Genomic DNA, 22,333 nt, shown 5'->3' with positions numbered 1-22,333 from the left:
TTCGGGCCAGGCTCAGTGCACTGCGCGGCAAATCCATACACCTCATCCCCATGGCGATACCGGGCTATTCGGTGAACGGCATGTGGATATCCACCAACATGGGCGACTTCGTTATTTATGAGGCCCGCACCACGCGCGCCCACCAGGAGCACATCATCGCCCATGAGCTCGCCCACATCCTCTGCGGGCACCAGGCGGTGGACAACGCGGAGAACGGCGTGCTCCGGCAGCTCTTCCCCGACATCGCGCCCGAGGTCGTACGGCGCGTGCTGCTGCGCACCAGGTACTCCGACAGCAATGAGCAGGAAGCGGAGATGATGGCCTCCCTGCTCCTCGCCCGGGGCCGGCAGTCCAGCGAGGCCACTCCGCCCCTGCACTCCACGGACGGCGAGGTCATCTCGCGGCTCAGGGCGGCCATCGCGATGGACCAGTCGGCTCAGGCCAACGCGGTGCGGTGAATGCTCTACACCCTTTTCTCGTGGGCCTGTGCGATCGCGACCCTGGCGGCGTTGCTGTACCGGCTCCCGGCGCTTCTTTCGAACCCGAGGAATCTGGCGCTGTCGGCCCTGTGCGCCTACTTCCTGTTCAACTCGATCGCCTATTTTGTCGACCTGGACGTCTTTCGGGGGCATTTCACCGCCTTACTTGGTTTCCCGAACGCCACCACCATCGTCGTCCAGGTCTCGGTGGTCATCCTCACCGCCGCACAGCAAATCACCGTGGTCAATCTGACGCTCCCGCCGCTGGAGGCGAAGCGTGCCACACGGTGGCTCGCGGCCGGATTCGGTGTGGCAATAGCCGTACTCGTTCTGTTCTTCGTCTCCGTTCATCCGCACAAGGAGGCCAACGCCCAGGAGGCGATTTACCTCAACCTGCAGGACCCGGGGTACGCCCTCTACTTCACTTACTATTTGGCCGTCTGTGCCGCGGGGAGGTTCCAGACGGTCGTCTTCGCCTTCCGGTACGCGCGGACCATACCCGAATTCTGGCTGCGCCTCGGAATGTGGCTCGTCGCCGGCGGTTCAGCGCTCATTCTGGTCTATTGCGGTGTCCGTTACTGGCAGATTGCCGCCCTCCACACCACAGCGATCGTAGGCCCCTGGAAATCCCTCTTCTGGCTCATTGCAGACACGGGGACACTGATGCAGATCGTCGGCTGGACGATCCCCTTGTGGGGTCCGAGGCTGGAGATGATCGGTCGCTGGCTCGACGGCTATCGCAGCTATCTGCAGCTCGCTCCGCTGTGGCAGGCGGTGTACAGGGCGGCACCCGCCATCGCCCTGGAGAACCCGTCCGCCCGTCGTTTCGCGTGGATTCCGCCCAGGCCGCTCGACTACCACTTGTACCGTCGCGTCATCGAGATCAGGGACGCCGAGCTGATGCTCCGCCAGGCGGCGGACCCGATCGCCCTGCACCGTCTGGACCAGGCGCAGGGGTTACCCCATGAAGCCCTGTGCGAGGCGGTGGTGCTGCGCTCGGCGCTGCGGGCCGACCTCGGCGCGCTGCAGCGGGCCGACGCGTCACAGCAGGGGCGGTCGGTCCGTCAGCGGACGCCCGACCTCGGCCTCCGCCAGGAGATCGCCACCCTGATCCGGGTGTCGCGGGCCTTCCAGGCGCTGGACGAGCGCGTCGGGGCTCCTACGACGGGATTCCGGCAGGGATGACCTCCTCGCGGTTGCGTCCTCTCCGGCGGGCGCGCCCTTACAGGCCGGTGCCGGGCTCGTCGTCCGACAGGCCCTCCAGCTTCCGCAACTGGTCGATCATGCTGTGCAGCGCCTGCCGGCTGGACTCGGACAGTCCCGTCGACCGCAGGGCGATGTCACGCGCGTCGGATTGCTTCAGGGCTTCCAGCAGGCTCAACTGGTCATCGATCTTCCGCGATTCGTCCTCGTCGAGGAAGTAGGCCGCGCTGACCCCGCAGTACTGCGCGAGCGCCTCCAAGTGGCGCATCGTGGGATTCGTCTTGCGGCCCGTGCGCAATTGCCAGACGTAGGTCGCGCTGATCGTCTTCTCGCCCGCGGCGATATTGATCGCCGTCGCGACTTCCTCATTGGAAGGGGGACGCTGTCCGGAGGGTGCTGTGACGGTGAGCAAGTGTTCGAGCTTCTCCGCGAGGCTTCTCGGCTTTGAAGTCACTTCGTCCCTGTGATCGCTCGCCTCAGTCATGGCCCCCCTTCCCCTTTCGCGTCCCTGTCAGTTGTCAACTTTAGCTACCCGCGGCTCGGCTCGGCCACGCCTGTCCATGACGGACTCGTCCGCTCCCACCAGGCGCCGAAAGAGCAGGACCGTCATGACGTACTGGGCCGCCGTACCTATGATCATGGACAGCCACACGCCTTGTACGTCGAGGGCCGACAGAGAACTCAGCGCATAGGCTAGCGGAAGCTGCACACACGCCCCGAGCACGGTGACCCAGAACAGCGATCGGGCCTGCCCGCTGCCCATGAACACGCCACCCAGTCCGACCACCCCGGCGAGCAGGATCAGGTACGGCAGGAGGTACCAGAGCAGGATTTCACCCGAGTCGACGACTGACGACTCCTTGCTGAAGAAGCCCATGACCACTCGTCCGCCGAGTGCGAGGACCAGTCCGGCGCCGGCACCCACCGCCGTGGCGAGCAACAGGCTCTGCCGCCCGATGACCCGGTCCGCGTTCTGCCCGGCTCCCCGGGCGCGGGCGGCGAGGATGCTGCCGGCCTGGCGAAAGGCGTAGAAGGCCATGGTGACGAAGAGGATCAGCTTGATGCCGATGCCGTAGGCGGCGAGCGGGTCCTCGCCGAACCTGGCGACGATGCCCACGAGCGTGGCGCTGATGCCCATGCGGAGTACGAAGTCCCCGGACACCGGCAGCCCGACGCCCAGGATGCGACGCAGCGCGGCGGTCCAGCGCAGGGCGGTGGTCTCGCCACCGGTGTCGCCGAGGCGCTTGCGCCGCAGCAGTACGAGGCTCACGCCGAGGGCGACCGCCCGGCCCAGCATCATGCCGAGCGCGGCACCTTGGACGCCCATCTCCGGCAGGCCGCCGACGCCGTAGATCAGCAGCGGGTCCAGGACGAGGATGCAGGCGTTGGCGAGGATCGCCATCCGCATCGGCGTCCGGGTGTCCCCGGTGCCCTTGAAGATGCCGTCGACGACGTTCTGGGCGAAGAAGACCGCCATGCCGGGGAAGGCGATGGCGAAGAAGTCGACCGCCAGCCGGTGCACCTCCCCACCGCCGCTGCCCACCAGCAACTGTGCCACCTGGTCGCGGAGCAGGAATCCGCCCACGGCGACGACGGGCGTGATGACCAGCCAGAGGACCCCGGCCGCCCGGATCGCCACCGGCAGTTCCGACCGCCTGCCGCCTCCGATGGCGTCCGCGATCAGTACCGTCGTCCCGACGTTGGCCATGAGGATGACACCGAGCAGCACGTTCTCCAACGTGCTGGCGATGGCCACGGCACCCACCGCCGCCTCTCCGAGACGGGCCACCCAGACGGTGTCGATGATGCCGGCGACCACCCCGGAGAGCAGTTCCAGGTAGACCGGCACGCCCAGCCCCAATAACGCTCGACGGGTGGCGACCGGGCTGAGCGGTCCGCCTTCCACGGGTGTCTCCCGGTTGTCAGGAGTGCTGGACAACGGCCACGACCTTTCCGACGGCTCGGTTGGCTTCCATGTGGTGGTGGGCGGCTGCGACTTCGGCGAGCGGGAAGACGCGGTCGACCAGGACCCGGCGGCCACCCTCGTCGATTGCGTGGAGATGCTCCTGAAGGGCCCGCCGCGCCCAGTCGCCGCTGTTGACGGAACTGCTGGAGAAGGTCGTCAGTGTGGCTCCGGAGGGGATGTCCTCCAGCGGCTCGAACCGGGGGATGATCCAGTCGTCGGAGACGATACCCGAGTTGCACACCCGGCCGCCGGGCGCCAGCAGGCGCAGGGAGTCGAGGACCGTGACACCGCCGACCAGGTCCAGTACCCGGTCGGCGCCGTCGGGCCAGATGGCGCGGACGCCCTCGCCAAGGCCGCCGCCCCGGTCGACCAGGACGTGGTCGGCGCCGTGCCGGAGCAGTTTCGGTGCCTTGCCGGGATCGCGCGTCGTGGCCGTCACCTCCACGCCCCGCTCCGCTGCGAGGGCGAGGGCCGCCATGCCGACGGAGGAGGTGGCGGCGCGGATCAGGAGCCGGTGACCGGGTCGCGGCTCCAGGGCCTCCAGGGAGCCGTAGGCGGTGAGGAAGGACTCCGGGACGGCCGCGAGGACGTGCCACGGCAGGCGCGAGGTCACGGGCATGAGCTGGGCCGTGGGCAGCAGGGCGTACTGGGCGTAGCTGCCGTCGAACTGCCGTCCCATGCCGCCCATGGCGGCCGCGACCGTGGTGCCCGCGAGCAGGTCCGGGTCGGAGGAGGACTCCACGACCCCGACGCACTCGATGCCCAGAACGCGGGGAAACCGCACGGTGGGCGAGAGCCCGCGGCGTGTGAACAGCTCCGAACGGTTCAGTCCGAACGCCATCACGCGGACGAGCGTCCAGCCGTCCCGCGGCTCCGGACGGGGGAGTTCGCGTTCGTGGAGCACGTCGGGGCCACCGGGGTGCTCCACCACCATCGCTCGCATCGTCGTGCAGCCGGACACACACGCCCCTCTCTCTTCCCGCGCCTTCTCTTCCCAGCCGCGGGCGGGGCGGCTCCGTCGTTCCCGGCCTGGCGGTGAAGGCAGACTAACTCGATTCGTGTCACTCTAATAGAGGTAGTCGAGACTTTCGCTCAACGTCCACCGAACGACACGCCGCCCGTCGCCCAGACAGGGCGCCCAGACAGGGAAGGAAGACCGTGCTGACCCTCTCGATCCTCGGCTTTCTGGCAGAACGCCCCCTGCACGCCTACGAGTTGCGTCGCCGCATTTCGGATCTGATCGGCCACAACCGGCCGCTGAGCGACGGGGCGCTGTATCCGGCCATCGCCAGGCTGCGCAAGGCCGGGCACGTGGAACGCCGGGCCGAACCGGGCGACAGCGCCCCGCTGCGGCAGGTCCTGCGGATCACGCCCGCGGGCCGGGCGGAGCTGCTGCGCCGGCTGAGCGAGCCGAAGGAGACCGAGATCACCGACGGCGGATCCTTCTTCACCCTGCTGGCCTTCCTCAGCCAGGTGCCGGATCCCGAGCGGCAGGCGGCCGTCCTGCAACGGCGACTGGACTTCCTGGCCAGGCCGGGCAGCTTCTTCACCCGATCCGGCGCGCCGGTGCGCATCAAGGAGGAAGAGGACCGTTACCGCCGGGGAATGCTGATCATGGCCAGGGCGGCGCAGCGGGCGGAGCGCGCCTGGTTGAGCGAGATGCTCGAAGAACTGCGCGGAGCGGACGCGGCCGTCGAGCCGCGCTCGTGAAGGGGCGGGGGTGCGCACGCGGTCGGCCGTCCGCACCCCCGTCGCGCTGGGCTCAGTCCGCTCGGGACGCCGACCGGCGCCGCTGCCGCAGCACCCCGACGGCGAGGACCACGGCGGTCAGGATCCCCGTGCCCACCACCTGGGGGCGGGTGCCCCGGTCGGCGGCGAGCAGCACGAGGACGATCCCCATCGCGAGCAGCGCCAGCACCGTCAGGGCGGGGTAGCCCCAGACCCGTACCGTGAGCCGTTCCGGCGCCGTGCGCTCCAGTACGGCGCGCAGGCGCAGTTGCGTCGCCGCCACGGCCATCCAGACCACCAGCGCGATCGCTCCCACGGAGTTGAGCATCCAGAGGAACACGCTGTCGGGCCACTGGAAGTTCAGCAGCACCGAGACGAACCCGAAGGCCACGGAGGCGAGTACGGCCAGGCGCGGCACGCCGTTGCGGGAGAGCCTGCCCAGCACGCCCGGGGCCGCCCGCCGCTCGGCGAGGGAGTAGACCATGCGCGAGGCGGCGTAGAGGTTGGCGTTGAGGGCCGAGAGCAGCGCGACCAGCAGCACGACGTTCATGAGCTGGGCGGCGCCGGGCACGCCCACCCGGTCCAGCACCGCGACGAACGGGCTCTGGCCCACCCGGCTGTCGTTCCACGGGAGCACGGTCACGATGACGGTCACGGAGCCGACGTAGAACAACATCAGCCGCCACACGACGCTGCGCATGGCCCTGCTCAGCCCGCGGGCGGGATCCTTGGTCTCCGCCGCCGCGAAGGTGACGACCTCCATGCCGCCGAACGAGAAGACCACGACGAGCAGTCCCGACAGCACCCCGTGCCAGCCGTGCGGGAGGAACCCGCCGTGGCCCGTCAGGTGGGACAGTCCGATGGCCTTCCCACCGGGCAGCCACCCCATGACCGCCGCGGCGCCCAGCACGAGGAACGCGACGATCGCGGCGACCTTGAGGGCCGCGAACCAGAACTCGAACTCGCCGAAGGTGCCGACCGCCACCACGTTGGCCACCGTGAAGACGGCCATGAAGAGGAGGACCCACGCCCAGGTGTCCACGGCCGGCACCCACCCGTGCACGATCACGGCCGCGCCCGTGGCCTCGATGGCCACGACCACGACGATCATGCACCAGTAGAGCCACCCGACGGTGAACCCCGCCCAGCCGCCCCAGGCCCGCTCGGCGTGGGAGGAGAACGAGCCCGCGGACGGCAGGGCCACCGACAGCTCGCCCATCATCCGCATGACGAGCACGGACAGCAGACCGGCCAGCACGAAGCTGATGAGGATGCCGGGCCCGGCCACGGCGATACCGGCTCCGGAGCCCACGAAGAGCCCGGAGCCGATCGCCCCTCCGAGGCCGATCATCGTCAGGTGCCGCTGCCGCAGCGGGGCGGAGAGCTCCGCGTCCGGCGTGCGCGCGGCCCGGGCCGTCGCGTCGACCGGCTCGTCGCCGAGGACGTCCGTGTCCGTACGCGGTCCATCTGTCTGACTCGTCATCGCTGTGGGCTCCCGGGGTCAGTCGGTGTAGACGGGTTTGAGCACCTTCTCGGCGCCCTCCAGCGCCGAGAGGACCTGCTCGCGGCTCTCGCCCCGAGCGAGGATCAACGCGAAGCAGGAGACCGGGTTCTCCGGGTACTTGATGACCACGTGGTCACCCGGCTTGGCCATCCAGCGCACCCCGATCACACCCGGGATCTCCATGACCTCCTCGACGCCCGTGAAACCGGCGATCTCCCCGCTGCGGTCGGCCAGCAGCGGCGAGAACCCGGCGGGGGTCGGCTGCTCCTTGGCGGTGAAGTCCAGCGGCTCCCCGAGCACCGCCCGCAGGTACTCACGGGGGCCCCACACGCCGGTCGATTCCCGGATCGACTCCTGGACGAAGGCGGTGGTGCCGCCCAGACGCCCGTTCACCTCGATGATCTTCGGGCCCCCGTCGGTGAGCCGCAGTTCCACATGGGCTCCGCCGACCGTCGCGCCCAGTGCCTTCAGCGCGGCGACGGCGGTGTCGAGCAGCAGGGCCTGCTCGTCTCGTGACAGGGCCGACGGAGTGGCGTACGCGCCCTCGATGAAGTGCGGTTCCGCGAAGGGGTACGGCTTGTCGTGAATGGCCAGCAGGCGGTACTCACCGCCTCCGTACACGAGGTCCACGGCGAACTCCTCGCCCGATACGTACTCCTGTATCAGCACGCCGTCCGCCTGCGGATAGGCGTAGATATGGGCGACGTTGGGAACGGAGTACGCGCCGTCGTGGAAGGCGTCGGGTTCGAAGAGCCCGGTGATGTTGTCGAACGCCGCCTTCAGCTCCGTCTCGTCCGACACCTTGGTCACGCCCTGACTGGACGCGCTGGCCTGCGGCTTGAGGACCAGGGGGAAGCCCAGTTCGGCCGCGGCCTCCTGGGCTTCGGCGAAGGTGGTGGCCACCCGGGTTCCGGGGGTGGGCACCTTGGCCTCCGTGAGCCGCTGCCCGGTCAGGAACTTGTCGCGCATGGCGCGCACCGCCTCCGGCGAGTTGCCCGGCAGGCCCAGTTCGGCCGCGACCCGGGCCGCCACGTGCAGGGAGCCCTCGTGGAAGGTGGCCACGGCGTCGACGCGGCCGTCGCGCGCGAGGTGGCCGCGGACCGCGGCGAGCACCGCCTCTTCGTCGAACTCGTCCACGGCCAGGTGGACGTCGTAGAGGCTGTCGTCCGCCGGGGGCGTCGCGGCGGCGAGCACCACTTCCAGGCCCATCTCGTGCGGGGTGCGCAGCAGGTCCGGGTTCTGGGAGGCCGCGATCATCAGCAGTACGCGGGATTCAGGCATGAGTTCTCCGTTGGTTCCGTTCGTCGGTGTCCGTGGGCCGGGGGCGGTGCCGCAGCCGCAGAGTGCCGGAGGCGAGGTCGAGAGCACGCCGGCAGGCCACCGCGTCCTCACCGACCGCGACGGCGAAAAGCACCCGGGAGGCGGGGCCCCGTTCGCCGGCGCTGTTCCCCGCCGCGATGGGGTGGATCTCCCAGATGCCGCCCGGCAGCTCATGGACGTCCAAGTCTGCCGCAGCGAAGGGGTGTTCAGGTTCCGAACCGGTGAAGCGCACTGCGGCAGCGCCGTTCCGGCGCGGGGTGGGATCGGGTTCGGCTCCCGCGGCGAGGTCGGCCCAGACCATCGGGCAGTCGATCCCCGTGGCGAGTGAGCCGGCGCGCAGCAGGGGGTCCGTGCCGAGCAGACCGAAGACGCGCGAGTACGCGGCCTGCCTGCCGGCGCCCCGCCCGGCCACGTGGACCTCGGTGGCGGTGAGGCCGCCGCGGACGCCGGGTTCCCGGTGCGCGGCGCGGACCGCCCCGGCGACGCCCCCGTGGCGCAGCAGCGGATCGGCGGCCTCCACCACGTAACCGCTGTCCCCGGCTTCCCCCTCCGGACGCGCCACGAACAGGGGGGAGGGCACGCCGTCCACGACCGCGCTGACGACCACGGCCGTCAGCGCGGTGCCGGGAGCGGACCCCCCGAACGGTGTGGACGGCGTGTCCCCGCGGGTGGCCGCGGCCCGGCGGCGCACGACCGTCCACAGGGCCGCCGTGGGCAGACCGGCACCCTCCGCGAGGGAGAGCGCCCGGTCCGCGGCGGCCTCCTGAAAGGTGACGACGCCCCTCGCGCCGGACGGGACGACGGCCTGCCCGCCGCCCCCCGCGGGCACGGACAGCAGACGGTAGCGGCGTTCGATGCGGTGCCGGGTCCAGCCGCCGTGGTCGTCGCTCTCGTCACCCACCAGGAGGAGGGTCGGGCGGCCGTCCGCCACGGGGACGTTCTGCCGGGGCGGAGCGTCGTGGCACACGTTCGGTGCGAGGGCCTTCGAGGCCATGGGGGAGGAGCCTCCTTCGCGTCGTACCAACGGGACCGTCGGCCGGTGTGCCGTCTCGTGCTTCACCCTCTGCGGCCGGCGGACCCGGCGACCGCCCGCTCCCGCCGCCGGTCCGCCAGGGCCCGTACCGACACGGTGGTGGCGATCACGGAGGCCCGCATCGCGCCGAGGGCCTCCCTCGCCAGCTCCACGGCCTCGTCCCCGCCGTCGTCCGCGTCCAGCCCGGCCTCCTCGGCCGCCTGCGCGATCAGCGCGGCTCCTTCGACCGCCGAGACGATGGCCGAGTCCAGGGGATCGCGCCGGTCGACCGCGTCGAGCAGCTCGTCGAGCACCTGGTCGAGCAGGCGCTTGGTCGCGGCGGACCGGCCCTGCGGCGCCCTCATGCCAGGGGCCGCCGACTCGGGTGCCGCTCCGGGAGCTCACGGCCCGGCTTGGTCAGCAGCAGATCGCCGATGTAGAGGTGGTCGAGCTCGGTGTTCAGGAACGTCCTGACGGCGTCCGCGGGCGTCTCCACGATGGGCTCACCGGCGTCGTTGTACGAGGTGTTCAGCACCAGCGGCACCCCGGTGAGCTCGGCGAAGTGCGAGATCAGCTCGTGGTAGCGCGGGTTGACGTCCGGCTCGACGGTCTGCACCCGCGCCGTGCCGTCCACGTGGGTGATGGCCGGAACCTGCGTCCGGAGGCCCTCCCGGACCTCGGGCACGAGCAGCATGAACGGGCTGTCCCCGTGCATCTCGAACCACGCGTCCGCTTCCTCGCCCAGGACCGAGGGCGCGAACGGCCGGAAGACCTCGCGGTGCTTGACGACCTCGTTCAGGTAGTCGCGCACCTCGGGGTGGCGCGGATCGGCGAGCATGCTGCGGTGGCCGAGGGCCCGCGGACCGATCTCCGAACCGCCCTGGAACCAGCCGACCAGACGGTGCTCGGCGAGGAGCGCGGCGACCTCGGCGACCGTGGCCCGGCGCGACTCGACCTTCTCGCCGGCCGCCCGCACGGCCTGCTCGATCTCCTGGTCCGAGTAGTGGCGACCGGTCGATCCCGAGCGCACGGGGTGCCGCTCGGTACCACCCGCGATCGAGTAGTACCCGTAGTAGGCGGCACCGATCGCGGTACCCGCGTCACCGGCCGGCGGCAGGATGTAGACCTCGTCGAAGGGGCCCTCGGCGACGATCCGCTGGTTGGCGACGGAGTTGAGGGCGACGCCGCCGGTGAGGCAGAGCTTGCTCCGGCCGGTCACCTCGTGGGCGTACCGGGCGAGCTCCAGCATCGCCTCCTCGGTCTCGGCCTGGATCTTGTAGGCGACGTCCTTGGCGAACTGGTGCTGCCAGGAGCCCTTCTGCTTGGCGTCGTAGCCGTCACCGTCGGAGGCGTACCAGGAGTCCCACGCCTTCTCCATGTCCTCCGTACGAATCACCACGTTGCCCTCCTTGACGGTGAGCAGCCGCTGCCATTCGGGCCGGGGCCGGCCGTAGGGAGCCAGTCCCATGGTCTTGCCGGCCTCGGTGTAGCCGCCGCAACCGAAGTCGCCGAAGGTGGGGTGGCCCCAGCGGGTGACGAATCCGAGCTTCGCGGAGAAGAAGCTGTAGAAGAGCCCGAGCCCCACCTCGCTCCAGTCCTCCGGGAAGGTCTCGGCGTGAACCCGCCGCAACGAGGTGCCGTCGCCGTCGAAGATGGTGTGCTTCTCGATGCGCCCGGTTCCCGGCACCTTGCTGCCCACGCCGTCCACGACCAGGACCGCCGCCTCGTCGAAGGGGGAGGCGAGGTAGCCGGCGTAGGCGTGGGTGAGGTGGTGCGACGGCATCGGCAGGCTGTGGACCTTGCTCTTGTCGCGGATCGGCAGCTCCCGCAGGATCCGTTCGCGGGCCTCGTCGCCCAGCGGCCGGTTGCCGACGACCACGTCCACGTCGTCGATGCCGATGCCGGCCGCGTCCAGGCAGTAGGTGATCGCCTTCATCGGCAGGACCTTCGACAGCTTCTCGAAGTGCCCGTGGATGATGAAGCCCTCGGAGTGCTTGAGCCGGTCCAGTCGCTCCTCTTCGACCGCCGCCACGATCCGTCCGTCCCGCAGCAGGCATGCGGCACGGTCGTGGCTCAGGTTGATGCCGAGTACGTACATGTCACAGTCTCCATATCGTTGGCGATGCCGAGAGTTTCCGATGGACCGTCAGATGAAGTGGCGTCCGGCGTCCACGACGAGGGTCTGTCCGGTCACCGCCGTCCCGGGGCCCAGCAAGAAGGCGGCGGCGTCCGCGACCTCCAGGGGGTCGACCAGCCGGCGCATGGCGGTGGTGCGGATGATGCCGTCGAGGACCGGGCCGTCCAGCGAGGAGGTCATCAGCGAATCCACCGGCCCGGGCGCGAGGGCGTTCACCCGGACGCCGTGGACCCCGAGGTCCCGGGCGGCGCTACGGGTCAGCCCGATCAGGCCGGCCTTGCTCGCGGCGTACTGCGGCCCGAACGCGCCGCCGGTCAGGGCGGCGACGCTGGATACGTTCACGACCGAGCCGCCGTCCTCGCGCAGTGCCGGCAGCAGTAGCTGGATCAGCCGGAACGGGGCGGTCAGATTGAGCCGCAGGGCCTGCTCCCAAGCCTCCAGGCTGATCGTCTCGAACGGCTCCGGCCGCGACCCGCCGGCGTTGTTCACCAGCCCGTCCACCGACGGCCACCGCCGCAGGACCTCGGCCGCCAGCCGTTCGGGGCCGTCCGGCTCCGAGAGGTCCGCCGCGACCGCGAACGCTTCACGACCCGCCTCCCGTGCCGTTTCGAGGACCGGGTCGAGGGCGGCGGAGCCGCTGCGGTACTGGAGGGCGAGGTCGGCACCGAGCTGGAGGAACCTGCGGGCCATGGCCCTGCCGAGGTCCCCGGAGGCCCCGGTGACCACGATGCGTTTGCCCTGGAGTGTCATGCGCTCTCCTCGCCCGGTACCGCGTAGCCGCGTACCACCTTCAGGAACTGGCCGATGTAGCCCTCGTGAGGCAGGTACGGATCGCGCCACCAGCCGGGGACGCGCCCGTGGACGACCGTGTGGATCGACGGCGTCCGCAGTGCCTCCTCCGCCAGGGCCGGATCCGTGCCGATCAGCGTCACGGCCAGCGAGTCGCGCAGCGGCGCGACCCCCTCGGCCGCGCGCCACGGCGCCACCCAGACGCAGGGGAAGGGGAGTTCGGTGCGCAGACCGGGGTGGTCGGACCGGTCCACGCACACCACGGCGGGCCGCAGTGCGGCCGCGTCGCCGTCGACGAGCGGTGTCGGGTCACCGTCGTAGTACGCCTCCGTCAGGTCCGGTGCGCCGTCGGCGGCAGCGGCGAGCGCCTGCCGCAGGGCCAGGGCCTCCTTGAGCCGCCGGGCCGGCAGGGCGGCGTCCGGATCGGTCACCGGCAGTACGGGCAGTGCCGCCAGCCGCTCGGCCAGCGCGGCGGCGAGCGCGCGGTGGTCGCCCGAGGTGAGGACGACGCTGGTGTTGGTGCAGCGGACCCCGCCGTCCTCGGCGATCTCCCCCACGAGGTGGTCGAGGAGGCCGTCGTCGACGGGGGCGTCCACGAGGATCTTGCTGCGGCCGGGCCCGTGGACCAGGACGCGGCTGTCGCCGCGCAGCCGGGCCACCATGGCCTCGCCGCCGTACACCAGCGCCAGGTCCGCGGCGGTGATGAGCGTGTCGGCAGCGGAGTGCGAGCCGGGCAGCAGGCTCAGCAGACGGGCGGGGAGCCCGGCCTGGAGCAGCGCCCTGACCAGCCGCAGGGGCGTGATCGGATCGCGTGCGCCCGGACGCACCGCGACGCCGTAGCCCAGGGCGACGGCCTTCAGCCAACCGAGGTGGGTGGTCGGGTGGTTGCTCGGCGCGATCACGCCGAGCAGGGAACCCCGCCGGACCCAGCGGGCCGGTCGGCCCGGGGCGGCGCCGACGGGCCGTTGCTCGCCGACCACATCGGGCAGCAGCCCGCACTCGTGCTCCAGCCGGGCCAGCGTGCGGACCGGGACGCCGATGGGTACCCCGGAGGCCAGGGACTGCTGTCGGCAGTAGTCCTCGGGGGTCTGCCCCGCGATCGTCTCCGTGGCGAAGATCCGGCCCGCCTCGGCCAGCACCGAGGCCAGTTCCTCGGCGTCGGGCTCCGGAACCGCGTGCATGGCCTTGGCGGTCAGCCGGGTCAACAGGGGAGGGGCCTCGTGGACGGTCGCCAGGGCCGCTCCGGTGACGGAGTGCAGCACGTGCGTGTCGCGCGAAGTGCTCTCAACGCCTTGGCGAACTAGGGGTATGGACAACACGTCAGTCATTTCCTCCGATGCGGGCCGTCACCGACCGGGGCTCAGCACACGGACACCCGTCAGACGGGCCAGCCCTCGAAGACGACCGCTCGCACCGGAGCCGCCTCGACACCGGCGATCTTGATGGGGAGCGCCATGAGGTGGGCGACGGGCACGCTGATCTGGTCGAGGTTCTGGATGTTCTCCAGAATCGGGATGCCGGCCGCGAGCAGCCGCCGGTGCACCTGGCCGCTGCGGTCGTCGGGGCGTTCGGTGATGCAGTCCATGCCGACGAGCACCGCGTTGTTGTCCGCCGCCCAGTCGGCGGCGGACACGGTGAGGTAGGGCGGGTTGTCCCAGTAGTCCTCGCGCCCCAGGTAGCGGTTGGGGTGGTCGGTGCGGATCAGCAGGCGGTCCCCCGGCTGCCACACCTCGTGCAGCGCCTTGTCCAGGTCCTCGCCGGTGACCGGTTCGAGATCGCGCTTGTGCGAGAGATCGGCGATGCAGACCCGGCCGACGAACGTCTCCAGCGGGACCTCGTCGATCTTCTCGCGGTCCTCGTAGAAGTGGAAACCGGACTCCACGTGGGAGCCGTTGTGCGGGAAGAGCTGCAGGTCGGAGAAGGTGCGCCCGGTCTTCGACGGGTCGGTCTCGGGGCTCATGGCCCGCCGCACGCCGAACTTCGGGTACCAGGGCGCATCGTACGAGGGCATCCCGTCGTACCAACCCTGGCTGATGTCGATCATCTTCACTTGCGCCTCCCATAGGCGGTGCGTGCCGGCCGTTCCCCGGCCGGAGGGGCACAGCGATTTGAGCACCATTAACGTGAGTTGACAACCCCCATTGACACGCCTGGTTCGGCGATGGAGGATCGGCCCGTTCGCAAGAGCCCTGTCGAGGCGCGGCGCGGGATCGTCCCCCGCTCTCCGCTCCCCCTGTGAGCAGCGCCGGACAGCCCGCGCAGACAGCCCCATGGAAGGCATCCATGATTGTGGTGATGAGCCGAGAGGCAACGCAGGACCAAGCCGAAAAGGTGGGCACGCTACTCAGGGAAAACGGCTTGCACCCCGTGTTCGGGGCGGCAGGGAGCGCCACGGTACTGGTCGCGGAGGAGCCCGGAACCCGTGAACTGGCGTCCGCCGTGCAAGCCGCGGGCGGTGTCGACCGCGTGGTGCTGCCCCCCGGTCCGCAGAGACTGACCAGCCGCCACTTCTTGCCGCAGGACACCCGAGTGGCCGTGGCCGGGGCGGACGGGCCGGTCATCGGCGGCAGGGGATTCGTGGTGATCGCCGGTCCATGTGCGGTGGAAAACCAACAACAGATGACAACCGTCGTGGATGCCGTGGTGGCCGGCGGTGCCGCGATGCTGCGGGGTGGCGCGTTCAAGCCGCGCACCTCGCCCTACAGCTTCCAGGGACTGGGAGTCGCGGGCCTGGCACTGCTGGCCGAGCAGCGCAGCCGCACCGGTCTGCCCGTGGTCACCGAGGTCGTCACGCCCGAGGACGTGGAACGGGTCGCCGAAGAGAGCGACATGCTCCAGATCGGCGCGCGCAACATGCAGAACTTCACCCTGCTGCGCGAGGCCGGCAAGTCCGGCCGGGCGGTCCTGCTGAAGCGCGGCATGGCGGCCACCGTCGAGGAGTGGCTGCTCGCCGCCGAGTACCTCATGCACATGGGCAACGGGGACGTGGTGCTGTGCGAGCGGGGCATCCGCTCCTACGAGCGCAGCACGCGTTTCACGCTGGACCTGAGCGCGGTCGCCGAGGCGAAACGCCTCACCCACCTGCCGGTGGTCGTCGACCCCAGCCACGGCACGGGCCGTCCGCACCTCGTCCGGCCCATGTCCCTGGCCGCCGCCGCCTGCGGCGCGGACGGCCTGCTGATCGATGTCCACACCGATGCGCGAGCCGCCCTGTGCGACGGGGCCCAGGCACTCGACGGTGCCCAGTTCGCCGACCTCATGGAGCAGCTCAAGCCGGTCGTGGAAGCCGTCGGGCGCACTCTCGCCCAGCCGCGTTCCCCCTACCTGACCCAGGTCTGACCCCCGGAGGCAGAGGATGTCCAAGGACACGTTCGAGCCGTTCACCGCCGATCTCTCCCCGGACGACTTCGTCCAGGCCGCGATGGAGTGGCACTTCTCCCCCTCCACCGGATCACCGTTCTGGGTCAAACGGGCCGCGGAGCTCCCCTTCGACCCGCTGCGCGACATCCGGACCTGGGCCGACCTCGACCGCTTCCCCGACGTCAGCGAGGAGTGGCGGGACGTTCCCGTCGACGCCCTGGTGCCCGCGGGCATCGACCGGTCCGCGTGGGACTTCCAGGTCTTCGACAGCGGGGGCACCACCGGCCGGCCCAAGCGCATCGTGGAGTCGCACTCCCGGCGCGCCGGCGTCCACTGGGTGAGCACGGTCCTCGAAGAGCACGGCGTACCCGGTGAGGGCGCCGGCCACTGGCTGCACATCGGGCCCACCGGACCGCACATCGTGGGCCGTTCGATAGGTCTGCTCGCCCACATGCGCCGGACCTTCTGCCACTACATCGACTTCGACCCGCGCTGGGTCAAGCAGCGGGCGAAGCAGCGGCAGGCCGACGACGTGGTCCGCTACGTCCAGCACATCCTCGACCAGGCCCTCGACATCCTGCGCACCCAGCCCGTCGCCGTCCTCTTCGCCACGCCACCGGTCCTGGAGGCCATCGCCGCCCGCGACGAGGTACTCGACCTGGTCCGCAGCCGCGTCCGCGGCATCATCTGGGCCGGCACGAGCATCGGTGCCGAGACGCTCCACCTCCTGGAGACCGAGGTCTTCCCCGACGCGGCGGTGGTCGGCCTCTACGGCAACACCATGATGGGCATAGCCCCCCAGCGGCCCAGAACCCCGGACGACGGCGGGGAACGGTGCGTCTTCGTCCCGTACCACCCCTTCAGCCGCGTACGGCTGGTGGACCCGCAGGACACCACCCGGGAGGTGGCCTACGGCGAGCGGGGGCAGGCGAGGATCAGCCTGCTCTCCCGGGACCTGCTGCTGCCGTGGACGCTGGAGCGCGACTCGGCGCTGCGCATCGAGCCCACGGCCGCCTACCCGCAGGACGGCGTGGCCGATGTCCGGCCGCTGGCCACGGAAGCCACCTCCTCCGTCGTGGAAGGGGTGTACTGACCGTGCCCGCTCTGTCCGGGGCCACCGCCCTGCCCCTGCTCGGGCACGCCTCCCAGGACGACCTCCTCGACGTGTGCCGGCGCGCCGCACGGGCCGCACGGCGACAGCGGCGCCCCGTTCTCGCCAGTTGGGCCACGCGGTTGCGCCACGTCGACCCCATCGCCCTGTGGAGCCACGGCCGCGTCCATACCGACAGGTCCCTGCTGTGGCAGTCGGCATGGGACCGCGGCTCGCTCGTCGCGCTCGGCACGGCGCACGATCTGACGGCCCACGGCGACAGCCGCATCCCGGCGACCCGGAAGTCCTGGGAGCGACTGCTCCACGACTCGGTGACCGGCGGACACCCCGGTGACGACCTGCCCACCGGCCAGGGCCCCCTCCTGGTCGGCGGCTTCTCCTTCGCCGCCGCGGACGCCGCCGCCGCGGCGGAGTCGCCGGCCACTCCGTTGCCCGAAGCACTGATGTGGGTGCCGGCCCTGCAGGTGCGCGGCTCCGCCGCCCTGTACCCGATGGCGGAACTGCGCCTCAACGCCGTCGTCCACCCGGACGACGACCCCGAGCAGACCGCCAAGTCCCTGGTCCACTTGGCCGAGCAATGCGTGCCCGAGGAAACCGCCACCCGCGCCGACGGCACACCGCCACCGTCCCGCACGTCTCCGGCCTTCCGTGACCTGCCGCCGGCCGAGCAGTGGAAGGACCTGGTCGGGCAAGCCGTCGACCGCATCCGAAGCGGCGCTTTCGAGAAGGTGGTCCTCGCCCGCGAGGTCACGGTGACCACTGACGTGCCCTTCGACCTTCCGGCGGCGCTGGAGAGGCTGCGCCGCACCTACCCCGATGCCACGCTGTTCGCCGTCGGACACGGCGCGCGCACCTTCATCGGTGCCACCCCCGAATACCTGGTGCGCCTGAGCGGCGGGAACGTGCACGCCCTCGGTCTCGCGGGCACCGCCCCCCGCGGTGCGACAGCCGGACTCGACGCCGAACTCGAGAAGCAGTTGACGGACAGCGCCAAGATCCAGCACGAACACGACGTCGTGGTGCGCGTGCTCGTCGACGCCCTGCACCCCACGTGCGCGCACGTCGAAGCGGGAAGCGGGCCGACCGTGCTCAAACTGGCGAACGTCCAGCACCTGGCCACGGTGGTGGAGGGGCGCGGCATCCGGCCCGGCCTGGGGATCCTGCACTTCGTCGAACGCCTCCATCCCACGCCCGCACTCGGCGGACACCCGCGCGAGGAGTCCCTCGGCTGGCTCAAGCAGAACGAGGGCCTCGAACGCGGGTGGTACGGAGGCACCATCGGCTGGACCGACACCTCAGGGCAGGGCGAGTTCGCCGTCGCCATACGCTGCGCGCTGGTCCGCGACAACACCGCCTCCCTTTACGCGGGCTGCGGCATCGTCGCCGATTCCGACCCGCAGGAAGAGTACGAGGAGACGCTCGCGAAGCTGCGCCCGATGCGCCAGGCCCTCGGGTTGGAGTGACCTCCGGCGCCTGCCTTCCCCCACCGGCCGGGCGCGGTCGGGCCCACCGTAGCTTCCCCGAACCCGAGAGAGAGCAGACCGATGCTAGCTGCCGTGTACCACGGGCAACGCGACGTCCGCGTGCAGGAATGGCCCGATCCACCGCCGCCGGCGGCACACGAGATCCAACTGGAGGTCCTGCGGGCCAGCATCTGCGGGACCGACGCGGACGAGTTCGCCACGGGGCCGCACTTGATCCCCCTCACCGCCCCGCACCCCGCCAGCGGCCACGTCGGCCCGCTGGTCATCGGCCACGAGATGGTCGGGCGGGTGGTGGAAGTCGGCGCGGAGGTCACCGGGTTGGCCGTCGGCGACGTGGTCGTGCCGGGTTCCGGCGTCTCCTGCGGGACGTGCCGGTGGTGCCGCGCGGGACGGACCAACCTCTGCGCCGGGTACTACACGGTGGGGTTGCACGTGGACGGCGGTCTCGCCCAGCGGGTGAACGTGCCCGCGCGCATCAGCCGTTCCGTCGGGAACTGCCCGGCGGACGTCGCCATCATGGCCCAGCCGCTCGCCGTCGCCCTGCACGCGGTACGGGGCACCGGGGCCGAACCGGGTACGAGGGTCGCGGTGATCGGGCTGGGCGGCATCGGCTCGCTGGTCGTGGCCGCCTGCACCGCGTGGGGCATCGAGACCATCGGCGTCGACGTCTCGACGGCACGCCTGGAGATCGCCGGGCGGAGCGGCTGTTCCCTCCTCATCGACGCGTCCCGGCAGGACGCCGCCACCGCGATCCGGCGGGCCACCCGCGGCGACGGCGCGGACGTCGTCATCGAGACCTCCGGCGTCCCCCAGGGCCTCGGAACCGCGATGAGAGCGGTGAGCCGCGGCGGCCACATCCGGCTGGTCGGCCTGCACCGCGACCCGTCGCCCCTGGACCTGACCAGGCTCGTCCTCGACGAGATCCGGATGTCGACGTCGAAGGTGCACATCTGTGACCAGGATCTGCCGGAGGCGCTCGCCTTGCTCGACGACCATCCGCAGATCGCCTCCACGTCGCTCGACGCGGTCATCGGCCTGGAGGACGTCGTGCCGGCCGGGCTGATGCGCATGGCGGCCGGTGACGCCGCCGGGAAGGTGGTCGTCAAGCCCTGACCCCACTCGGGGAACGGCCGGGCGGGTCCGGAGTCCCCGCTGCGCACGACGGGTGAAGGGCGCGGGGCGGGCGGCGTACGAGAGCCGCGGCTGCCTCTCCCCGCGGCCGGAGGAAGAAGGCCCGGCGATGCGCCCGGCCCCTCCTCGCGCCCCGAGCCGCTCGCCGTCCTTTCGGCGGCGAGCGGCTCGGGCCGTCCGCGTGCCCGCGCCGGTTCCGTCGGAGGGATCCACGGCCGCCGGGTCGGTGCCGGTGGGGCTCGGTCGGATTCGTACGGGCGCGGGGACGTCGTGGTGGCAGGTGGGGCAGGCGCCGGTCCGGGTGGTGAGGTGCGCCCGCGGGCCGCGGACGGTCCGGCGGGGGCTCGTTCCTGTGCCGTGCCTTCCGGATCCCGCACCGGTCGTCGCGGGGCGCGGAAGGCGCGGGCGGCGGGCGGACCCCGGGCGACGGAGCGATGCCGGTCCCTCCAGGCGCGGCCTTCGAAGCGGGCCGGTCGCAGGGCCTGTCACGGGGGCTGCCGCGGGGCCCGGAGGACGCGCCGGCCGGGGGTGTCCGGCGAGAGTCCCGTCACACGGACGGGGAACAGAGGGGGTTTCCCGGCAGGACGGGGGAACGGCCGGGGATCACCACTTCACCGAAATGATCATCAGCCGTAGATTCTCCGCATGAACACGAACCCCGAGAACGCCACGGCCCCGACGACCCCCGCCGCGGCCACCCGCGCCGCCCACCCCGTGCTGCGCGTGCCGCCCGCCGCGCCCGCGGCGGCCGCCGCCTACTTCGCCGCGAGCCTGGCGTTCCACACCGACCCCTCCGACGTCGCCGCCGCCCTCGCCGAGGACGGCGACCCCGGGTTCGTCGTCCTCGACTCCCGCTCCACCGAGGCGTGGGACCAGGGGCACGTCCCCGGCGCCGTCCACCTGCCGACCGCGCTCATCCCCGAGCAGGCCGAGCGACTGCTCGACAAGGCCGTCCCGGTCGTCACCTACTGCTGGGGCCCCGGCTGCAACGGCGGGGCCCGCGCCGCCCTCGCCCTCGCCGAACTCGGCTACCGGGTCAAGGAGATGCTCGGCGGCTTCGAGTACTGGGTCCGCGAGGGGTTCCCGTACGAGACGTGGGAGGGCCGGCGCAGCCGGGACGCCGACCCCCTCACCGCGCCCGTCGCCGCCGGCGACTGCGGCTGCTGACCACGCGGGCGGGCCTCAGAGCCGGGACAGCTCGTCGACGAGGTCGTCCAGGCCGAGCGGGCCCTGGGAGAGCGCCGCCATGTGCCACTTCTTCGCGTCGAACGCGGCACCGTGCGCCTTGCGGGCGTTCTCCCGGCCCAGCAGCCAGGCCCGCTCGCCCAGCTTGTACCCGATGGCCTGCGCCGGCATCGACAGGTAGCGGACCATCTCGCTCTCCACGTACGCCGGCGGGCGGCTGCTGTGCCGCTGGAAGAAGTCCTGCGCCAGCTCCGGCGTCCACCGCTCGCCCGGCCGGAACGGCGAGTGCGCCGGGATCCCCAGGCCGAGGTGCATGCCGATGTCCACGATCACCCGGCACGCCCGCATCATCTGCGCGTCCAGGTAGCCCAGGCGCCGCTCCGGGTCGGGCAGGAAGCCCAGCTCGTCCATGAGCCGCTCCGCGTACAGCGCCCAGCCCTCCGCGTTGGCGCTCACCATCCCGACGGTCGCCTGGTAGCGGGAGAGCCGGTCCGCGACGTGCGCCCACTGCGCCAACTGGAGGTGGTGGCCCGGCACGCCCTCGTGGTACCACGTCGACACCAGGTCGTACACCGGGAAGCGCGTCTCGCCGTTGACGGGCAGCCAGGTCCGGCCGGGGCGGGAGAAGTCCTCGGAGGGGCCCGTGTAGTACGGGGCGGCGGCGCTGCCGGGGGGCGCGATGCGCGACTCGACGCGCCGTACCCGGTCGGCGAGTTCGAAGTGCGTCCCGTCGAGGGCGTCGATCGCCTCGTCCATCAGCCCCTGCAGCCAGACGCGGGTCTCCTCGACGCCCTCGATGTGGGTCCCGTGCTCGTCGAGGTGGGCCAGCGCCTCCCAGGGGCCGGCGCCGGGGAGGATCCGGGCGGCCTCCTTCCGCATCTCACCGAGGATGCGGTGGTACTCGTCCCAGCCGTACGCGTACGCCTCGTCCAGGTCGAAGTCGGTGCCGTTGTGGTAGCGCGACCAGCGGGCGTACCGCTCGCGGCCCACCGTGTCCGGGGCGCCCGCCACGGCCGGCGCGTACACGTCGCGCATCCAGTCGCGCAGCTCCGCGACGGCCGCGGTCGCGCCGCGCGCCGCCGTGTCCAGCTCCACGCGCAGCGCGGAGGGCCCGGCCGCGGCGAACTCCTCGAACCAGCCGCTCCGGCCCCCCGTGCCGCCGCCGGACCACGCGGTGAGCTGGTCGACGAACGTCGCCGTCGCGCGCGGGCCGCCCGGCAGCCCCCGCTCCAGGCCGAGCGCCAGCGACTCGCGGTACCCGTCGAGCGCGGCCGGCACGGCCCGCAGCCGCTCGGCGACGGCCGCCCAGTCCTCCTCCGTCTCCGTGGGCGTCACGGTGAACGCCATGCGCACGCTGTGCGCCGGGGACCGGAGGTTGCTGACGGTGCGCAGGCCCTCCTGCGCCTCGTGGACGGCCAGTTCGGCGGTGAGCCGCTCCCGCAGGAGCCGCCCGCAGCGGCGCTCCACGTCGCTGTCGGCGCCCGGCACCAGTTCGGCCTTGTCGAGCCGGGCGAGCGTGTCACGGGCCAGGGAGGCGAGTTCCTCCTGGCCGGCGGGGGAGAAGTCGGGCAGGAGCGCGTAGCTCTCCCGTACGCCCAGGTACGTGCCGGTGACCGGGTCGAGTTCGACGAGGGCGTCCACGAAGGCGTCCGCCACCTGGCGGGGAAGAGCGCTGCTGGGGGGGATGTCTGGCATGGCCCCATCCTCGTACGCGGCCGATGCCGGCGTCATCTCGTTCGATCACAGTCGGCTGACAAATGAGCGCCTTGTGGACACCGTCGCCGGCCCGCGGTCCGCGGCGGTGGCGCGGGGGCCCGCGCGGTGCCGGTCCCGGGCCGGCGCGGGGTGCCACCGCCATGTGCGCCGGGTGGTTGTCGCGACCTGTGGCGAAGCGTCCGACCGGTCGGACGCGCCGGGGGCGGGG

20 protein-coding genes are annotated in these 22,333 nt (G+C 71.6%); 8 read left to right on the top strand and 12 right to left on the bottom strand.

Going from position 1 to position 22,333, the window contains the following annotated elements; all coding sequences use genetic code 11:
- Positions 1 to 50 precede the first annotated feature (50 nt).
- Both RND61_RS13450 and RND61_RS13445 read left to right on the top strand, forming a co-directional pair.
- Positions 51 to 458, top strand: a complete 408-nt coding sequence (locus RND61_RS13450; protein ID WP_391653397.1) for a CUE domain-containing protein — start codon at positions 51 to 53, stop codon at positions 456 to 458.
- Positions 459 to 1,664, top strand: a complete 1,206-nt coding sequence (locus RND61_RS13445) for an MAB_1171c family putative transporter (protein ID WP_315878146.1) — start codon at positions 459 to 461, stop codon at positions 1,662 to 1,664. It abuts the gene before it with no gap.
- A gap of 37 nt (positions 1,665 to 1,701) precedes the next feature.
- Here RND61_RS13445 and RND61_RS13440 read toward each other — a convergent pair whose 3' ends face one another.
- The 3 genes from RND61_RS13440 to RND61_RS13430 are packed head-to-tail and all read right to left on the bottom strand — an operon-like array spanning position 1,702 to position 4,582.
- Positions 1,702 to 2,166: a helix-turn-helix domain-containing protein gene (locus RND61_RS13440; protein ID WP_315878145.1), complete on the bottom strand. Its 465-nt coding sequence runs from the start codon at positions 2,164 to 2,166 to the stop codon at positions 1,702 to 1,704.
- A gap of 27 nt (positions 2,167 to 2,193) precedes the next feature.
- Entirely contained in the window at positions 2,194 to 3,588 is a 1,395-nt protein-coding gene (locus tag RND61_RS13435; RefSeq protein ID WP_315878144.1) for an MATE family efflux transporter, read from the bottom strand.
- 16 nt (positions 3,589 to 3,604) lie between these two features.
- Complete coding sequence (locus tag RND61_RS13430; protein ID WP_315878143.1) at positions 3,605 to 4,582, bottom strand: zinc-binding dehydrogenase; 978 nt, start codon at positions 4,580 to 4,582, stop codon at positions 3,605 to 3,607.
- 224 nt (positions 4,583 to 4,806) lie between these two features.
- Here RND61_RS13430 and RND61_RS13425 point away from each other — a divergent pair, with 224 nt between their 5' ends.
- Positions 4,807 to 5,358, top strand: a complete 552-nt coding sequence (locus RND61_RS13425) for a PadR family transcriptional regulator (protein WP_315878142.1) — start codon at positions 4,807 to 4,809, stop codon at positions 5,356 to 5,358.
- Between the two features lie 52 nt (positions 5,359 to 5,410).
- Here the strand turns inward: RND61_RS13425 and RND61_RS13420 are convergent, their stop codons facing one another.
- The 8 genes from RND61_RS13420 to RND61_RS13385 all read right to left on the bottom strand — a co-directional run bounded on the left by RND61_RS13420 (position 5,411) and on the right by RND61_RS13385 (position 14,182).
- Positions 5,411 to 6,859, bottom strand: a complete 1,449-nt coding sequence (locus tag RND61_RS13420; protein ID WP_315878141.1) for an amino acid permease — start codon at positions 6,857 to 6,859, stop codon at positions 5,411 to 5,413.
- 18 nt (positions 6,860 to 6,877) lie between these two features.
- Positions 6,878 to 8,161: an ATP-grasp domain-containing protein gene (locus RND61_RS13415; protein ID WP_315878140.1), complete on the bottom strand. Its 1,284-nt coding sequence runs from the start codon at positions 8,159 to 8,161 to the stop codon at positions 6,878 to 6,880.
- Positions 8,154 to 9,194, bottom strand: coding sequence for a hypothetical protein (locus RND61_RS13410; protein ID WP_315878139.1), 1,041 nt, complete (start codon positions 9,192 to 9,194; stop codon positions 8,154 to 8,156). The genes RND61_RS13415 and RND61_RS13410 overlap by 8 nt, the downstream gene beginning before the upstream one ends.
- Positions 9,195 to 9,256: 62 nt before the next feature.
- A complete protein-coding gene (locus RND61_RS13405; RefSeq protein ID WP_315878138.1) occupies positions 9,257 to 9,577 on the bottom strand; it encodes a hypothetical protein in 321 nt (106 codons plus the stop codon).
- A complete protein-coding gene (locus RND61_RS13400; protein WP_315878137.1) occupies positions 9,574 to 11,310 on the bottom strand; it encodes a carbamoyltransferase family protein in 1,737 nt (578 codons plus the stop codon). The genes RND61_RS13405 and RND61_RS13400 overlap by 4 nt, the downstream gene beginning before the upstream one ends.
- A 48-nt stretch (positions 11,311 to 11,358) precedes the next feature.
- Complete coding sequence (locus RND61_RS13395; protein ID WP_315878136.1) at positions 11,359 to 12,099, bottom strand: SDR family NAD(P)-dependent oxidoreductase; 741 nt, start codon at positions 12,097 to 12,099, stop codon at positions 11,359 to 11,361.
- Entirely contained in the window at positions 12,096 to 13,457 is a 1,362-nt protein-coding gene (locus RND61_RS13390) for an aldehyde dehydrogenase family protein (protein ID WP_315878135.1), read from the bottom strand. The genes RND61_RS13395 and RND61_RS13390 overlap by 4 nt, the downstream gene beginning before the upstream one ends.
- Positions 13,458 to 13,516: 59 nt before the next feature.
- Entirely contained in the window at positions 13,517 to 14,182 is a 666-nt protein-coding gene (locus RND61_RS13385) for a cyclase family protein (protein ID WP_315878244.1), read from the bottom strand.
- Between the two features lie 239 nt (positions 14,183 to 14,421).
- Here RND61_RS13385 and aroF point away from each other — a divergent pair, with 239 nt between their 5' ends.
- The 5 genes from aroF (at position 14,422) to RND61_RS13360 (ending at position 20,391) form a co-directional block, all read left to right on the top strand.
- Positions 14,422 to 15,477 (top strand): 3-deoxy-7-phosphoheptulonate synthase, encoded by a 1,056-nt coding sequence (gene aroF, locus RND61_RS13380; protein WP_315878134.1) that lies wholly within the window; start codon positions 14,422 to 14,424, stop codon positions 15,475 to 15,477.
- A gap of 16 nt (positions 15,478 to 15,493) precedes the next feature.
- A complete protein-coding gene (locus tag RND61_RS13375) occupies positions 15,494 to 16,591 on the top strand; it encodes a phenazine biosynthesis protein (RefSeq protein ID WP_315878133.1) in 1,098 nt (365 codons plus the stop codon).
- Between the two features lie 2 nt (positions 16,592 to 16,593).
- On the top strand, positions 16,594 to 18,072 hold the full coding sequence (locus tag RND61_RS13370; RefSeq protein ID WP_315878132.1) for an isochorismate synthase: 1,479 nt from the start codon (positions 16,594 to 16,596) through the stop codon (positions 18,070 to 18,072).
- 81 nt (positions 18,073 to 18,153) lie between these two features.
- The gene (locus RND61_RS13365) at positions 18,154 to 19,206 is read left to right on the top strand and encodes a zinc-dependent alcohol dehydrogenase (protein ID WP_315878131.1); all 1,053 of its coding nucleotides are present in this window, start codon (positions 18,154 to 18,156) and stop codon (positions 19,204 to 19,206) included.
- Between the two features lie 663 nt (positions 19,207 to 19,869).
- Entirely contained in the window at positions 19,870 to 20,391 is a 522-nt protein-coding gene (locus tag RND61_RS13360) for a rhodanese-like domain-containing protein (protein WP_315878130.1), read from the top strand.
- A 15-nt stretch (positions 20,392 to 20,406) separates the two neighbouring features.
- Here the strand turns inward: RND61_RS13360 and RND61_RS13355 are convergent, their stop codons facing one another.
- Positions 20,407 to 22,104, bottom strand: a complete 1,698-nt coding sequence (locus RND61_RS13355) for a DUF885 domain-containing protein (RefSeq protein WP_315878129.1) — start codon at positions 22,102 to 22,104, stop codon at positions 20,407 to 20,409.
- Positions 22,105 to 22,333: the final 229 nt, after the last annotated feature.

The sequence above is a fragment of the Streptomyces tamarix genome (assembly GCF_032423885.1).
GTDB classification, from domain to species: domain Bacteria; phylum Actinomycetota; class Actinomycetes; order Streptomycetales; family Streptomycetaceae; genus Streptomyces; species Streptomyces tamarix.
This window is presented reverse-complemented; position numbering and strand designations above follow the sequence as displayed.

Coding starts and splice junctions, on each gene's coding strand:
- RND61_RS13440 (WP_315878145.1), bottom strand. CDS start 2,166: ATGACTGAGGCGAGCGATCACAGGGACGAAGTGACTTCAAAGCCGAGA.
- aroF (WP_315878134.1), top strand. CDS start 14,422: ATGATTGTGGTGATGAGCCGAGAGGCAACGCAGGACCAAGCCGAAAAG.
- RND61_RS13360 (WP_315878130.1), top strand. CDS start 19,870: ATGAACACGAACCCCGAGAACGCCACGGCCCCGACGACCCCCGCCGCG.
- RND61_RS13430 (WP_315878143.1), bottom strand. CDS start 4,582: ATGGTGGTGGAGCACCCCGGTGGCCCCGACGTGCTCCACGAACGCGAA.
- RND61_RS13450 (WP_391653397.1), top strand. CDS start 51: ATGGCGATACCGGGCTATTCGGTGAACGGCATGTGGATATCCACCAAC.
- RND61_RS13420 (WP_315878141.1), bottom strand. CDS start 6,859: ATGACGAGTCAGACAGATGGACCGCGTACGGACACGGACGTCCTCGGC.
- RND61_RS13375 (WP_315878133.1), top strand. CDS start 15,494: ATGTCCAAGGACACGTTCGAGCCGTTCACCGCCGATCTCTCCCCGGAC.
- RND61_RS13395 (WP_315878136.1), bottom strand. CDS start 12,099: ATGACACTCCAGGGCAAACGCATCGTGGTCACCGGGGCCTCCGGGGAC.
- RND61_RS13385 (WP_315878244.1), bottom strand. CDS start 14,182: ATGATCGACATCAGCCAGGGTTGGTACGACGGGATGCCCTCGTACGAT.
- RND61_RS13355 (WP_315878129.1), bottom strand. CDS start 22,104: ATGCCAGACATCCCCCCCAGCAGCGCTCTTCCCCGCCAGGTGGCGGAC.
- RND61_RS13445 (WP_315878146.1), top strand. CDS start 459: ATGCTCTACACCCTTTTCTCGTGGGCCTGTGCGATCGCGACCCTGGCG.
- RND61_RS13410 (WP_315878139.1), bottom strand. CDS start 9,194: ATGGCCTCGAAGGCCCTCGCACCGAACGTGTGCCACGACGCTCCGCCC.
- RND61_RS13400 (WP_315878137.1), bottom strand. CDS start 11,310: ATGTACGTACTCGGCATCAACCTGAGCCACGACCGTGCCGCATGCCTG.
- RND61_RS13365 (WP_315878131.1), top strand. CDS start 18,154: ATGCTAGCTGCCGTGTACCACGGGCAACGCGACGTCCGCGTGCAGGAA.
- RND61_RS13415 (WP_315878140.1), bottom strand. CDS start 8,161: ATGCCTGAATCCCGCGTACTGCTGATGATCGCGGCCTCCCAGAACCCG.
- RND61_RS13405 (WP_315878138.1), bottom strand. CDS start 9,577: ATGAGGGCGCCGCAGGGCCGGTCCGCCGCGACCAAGCGCCTGCTCGAC.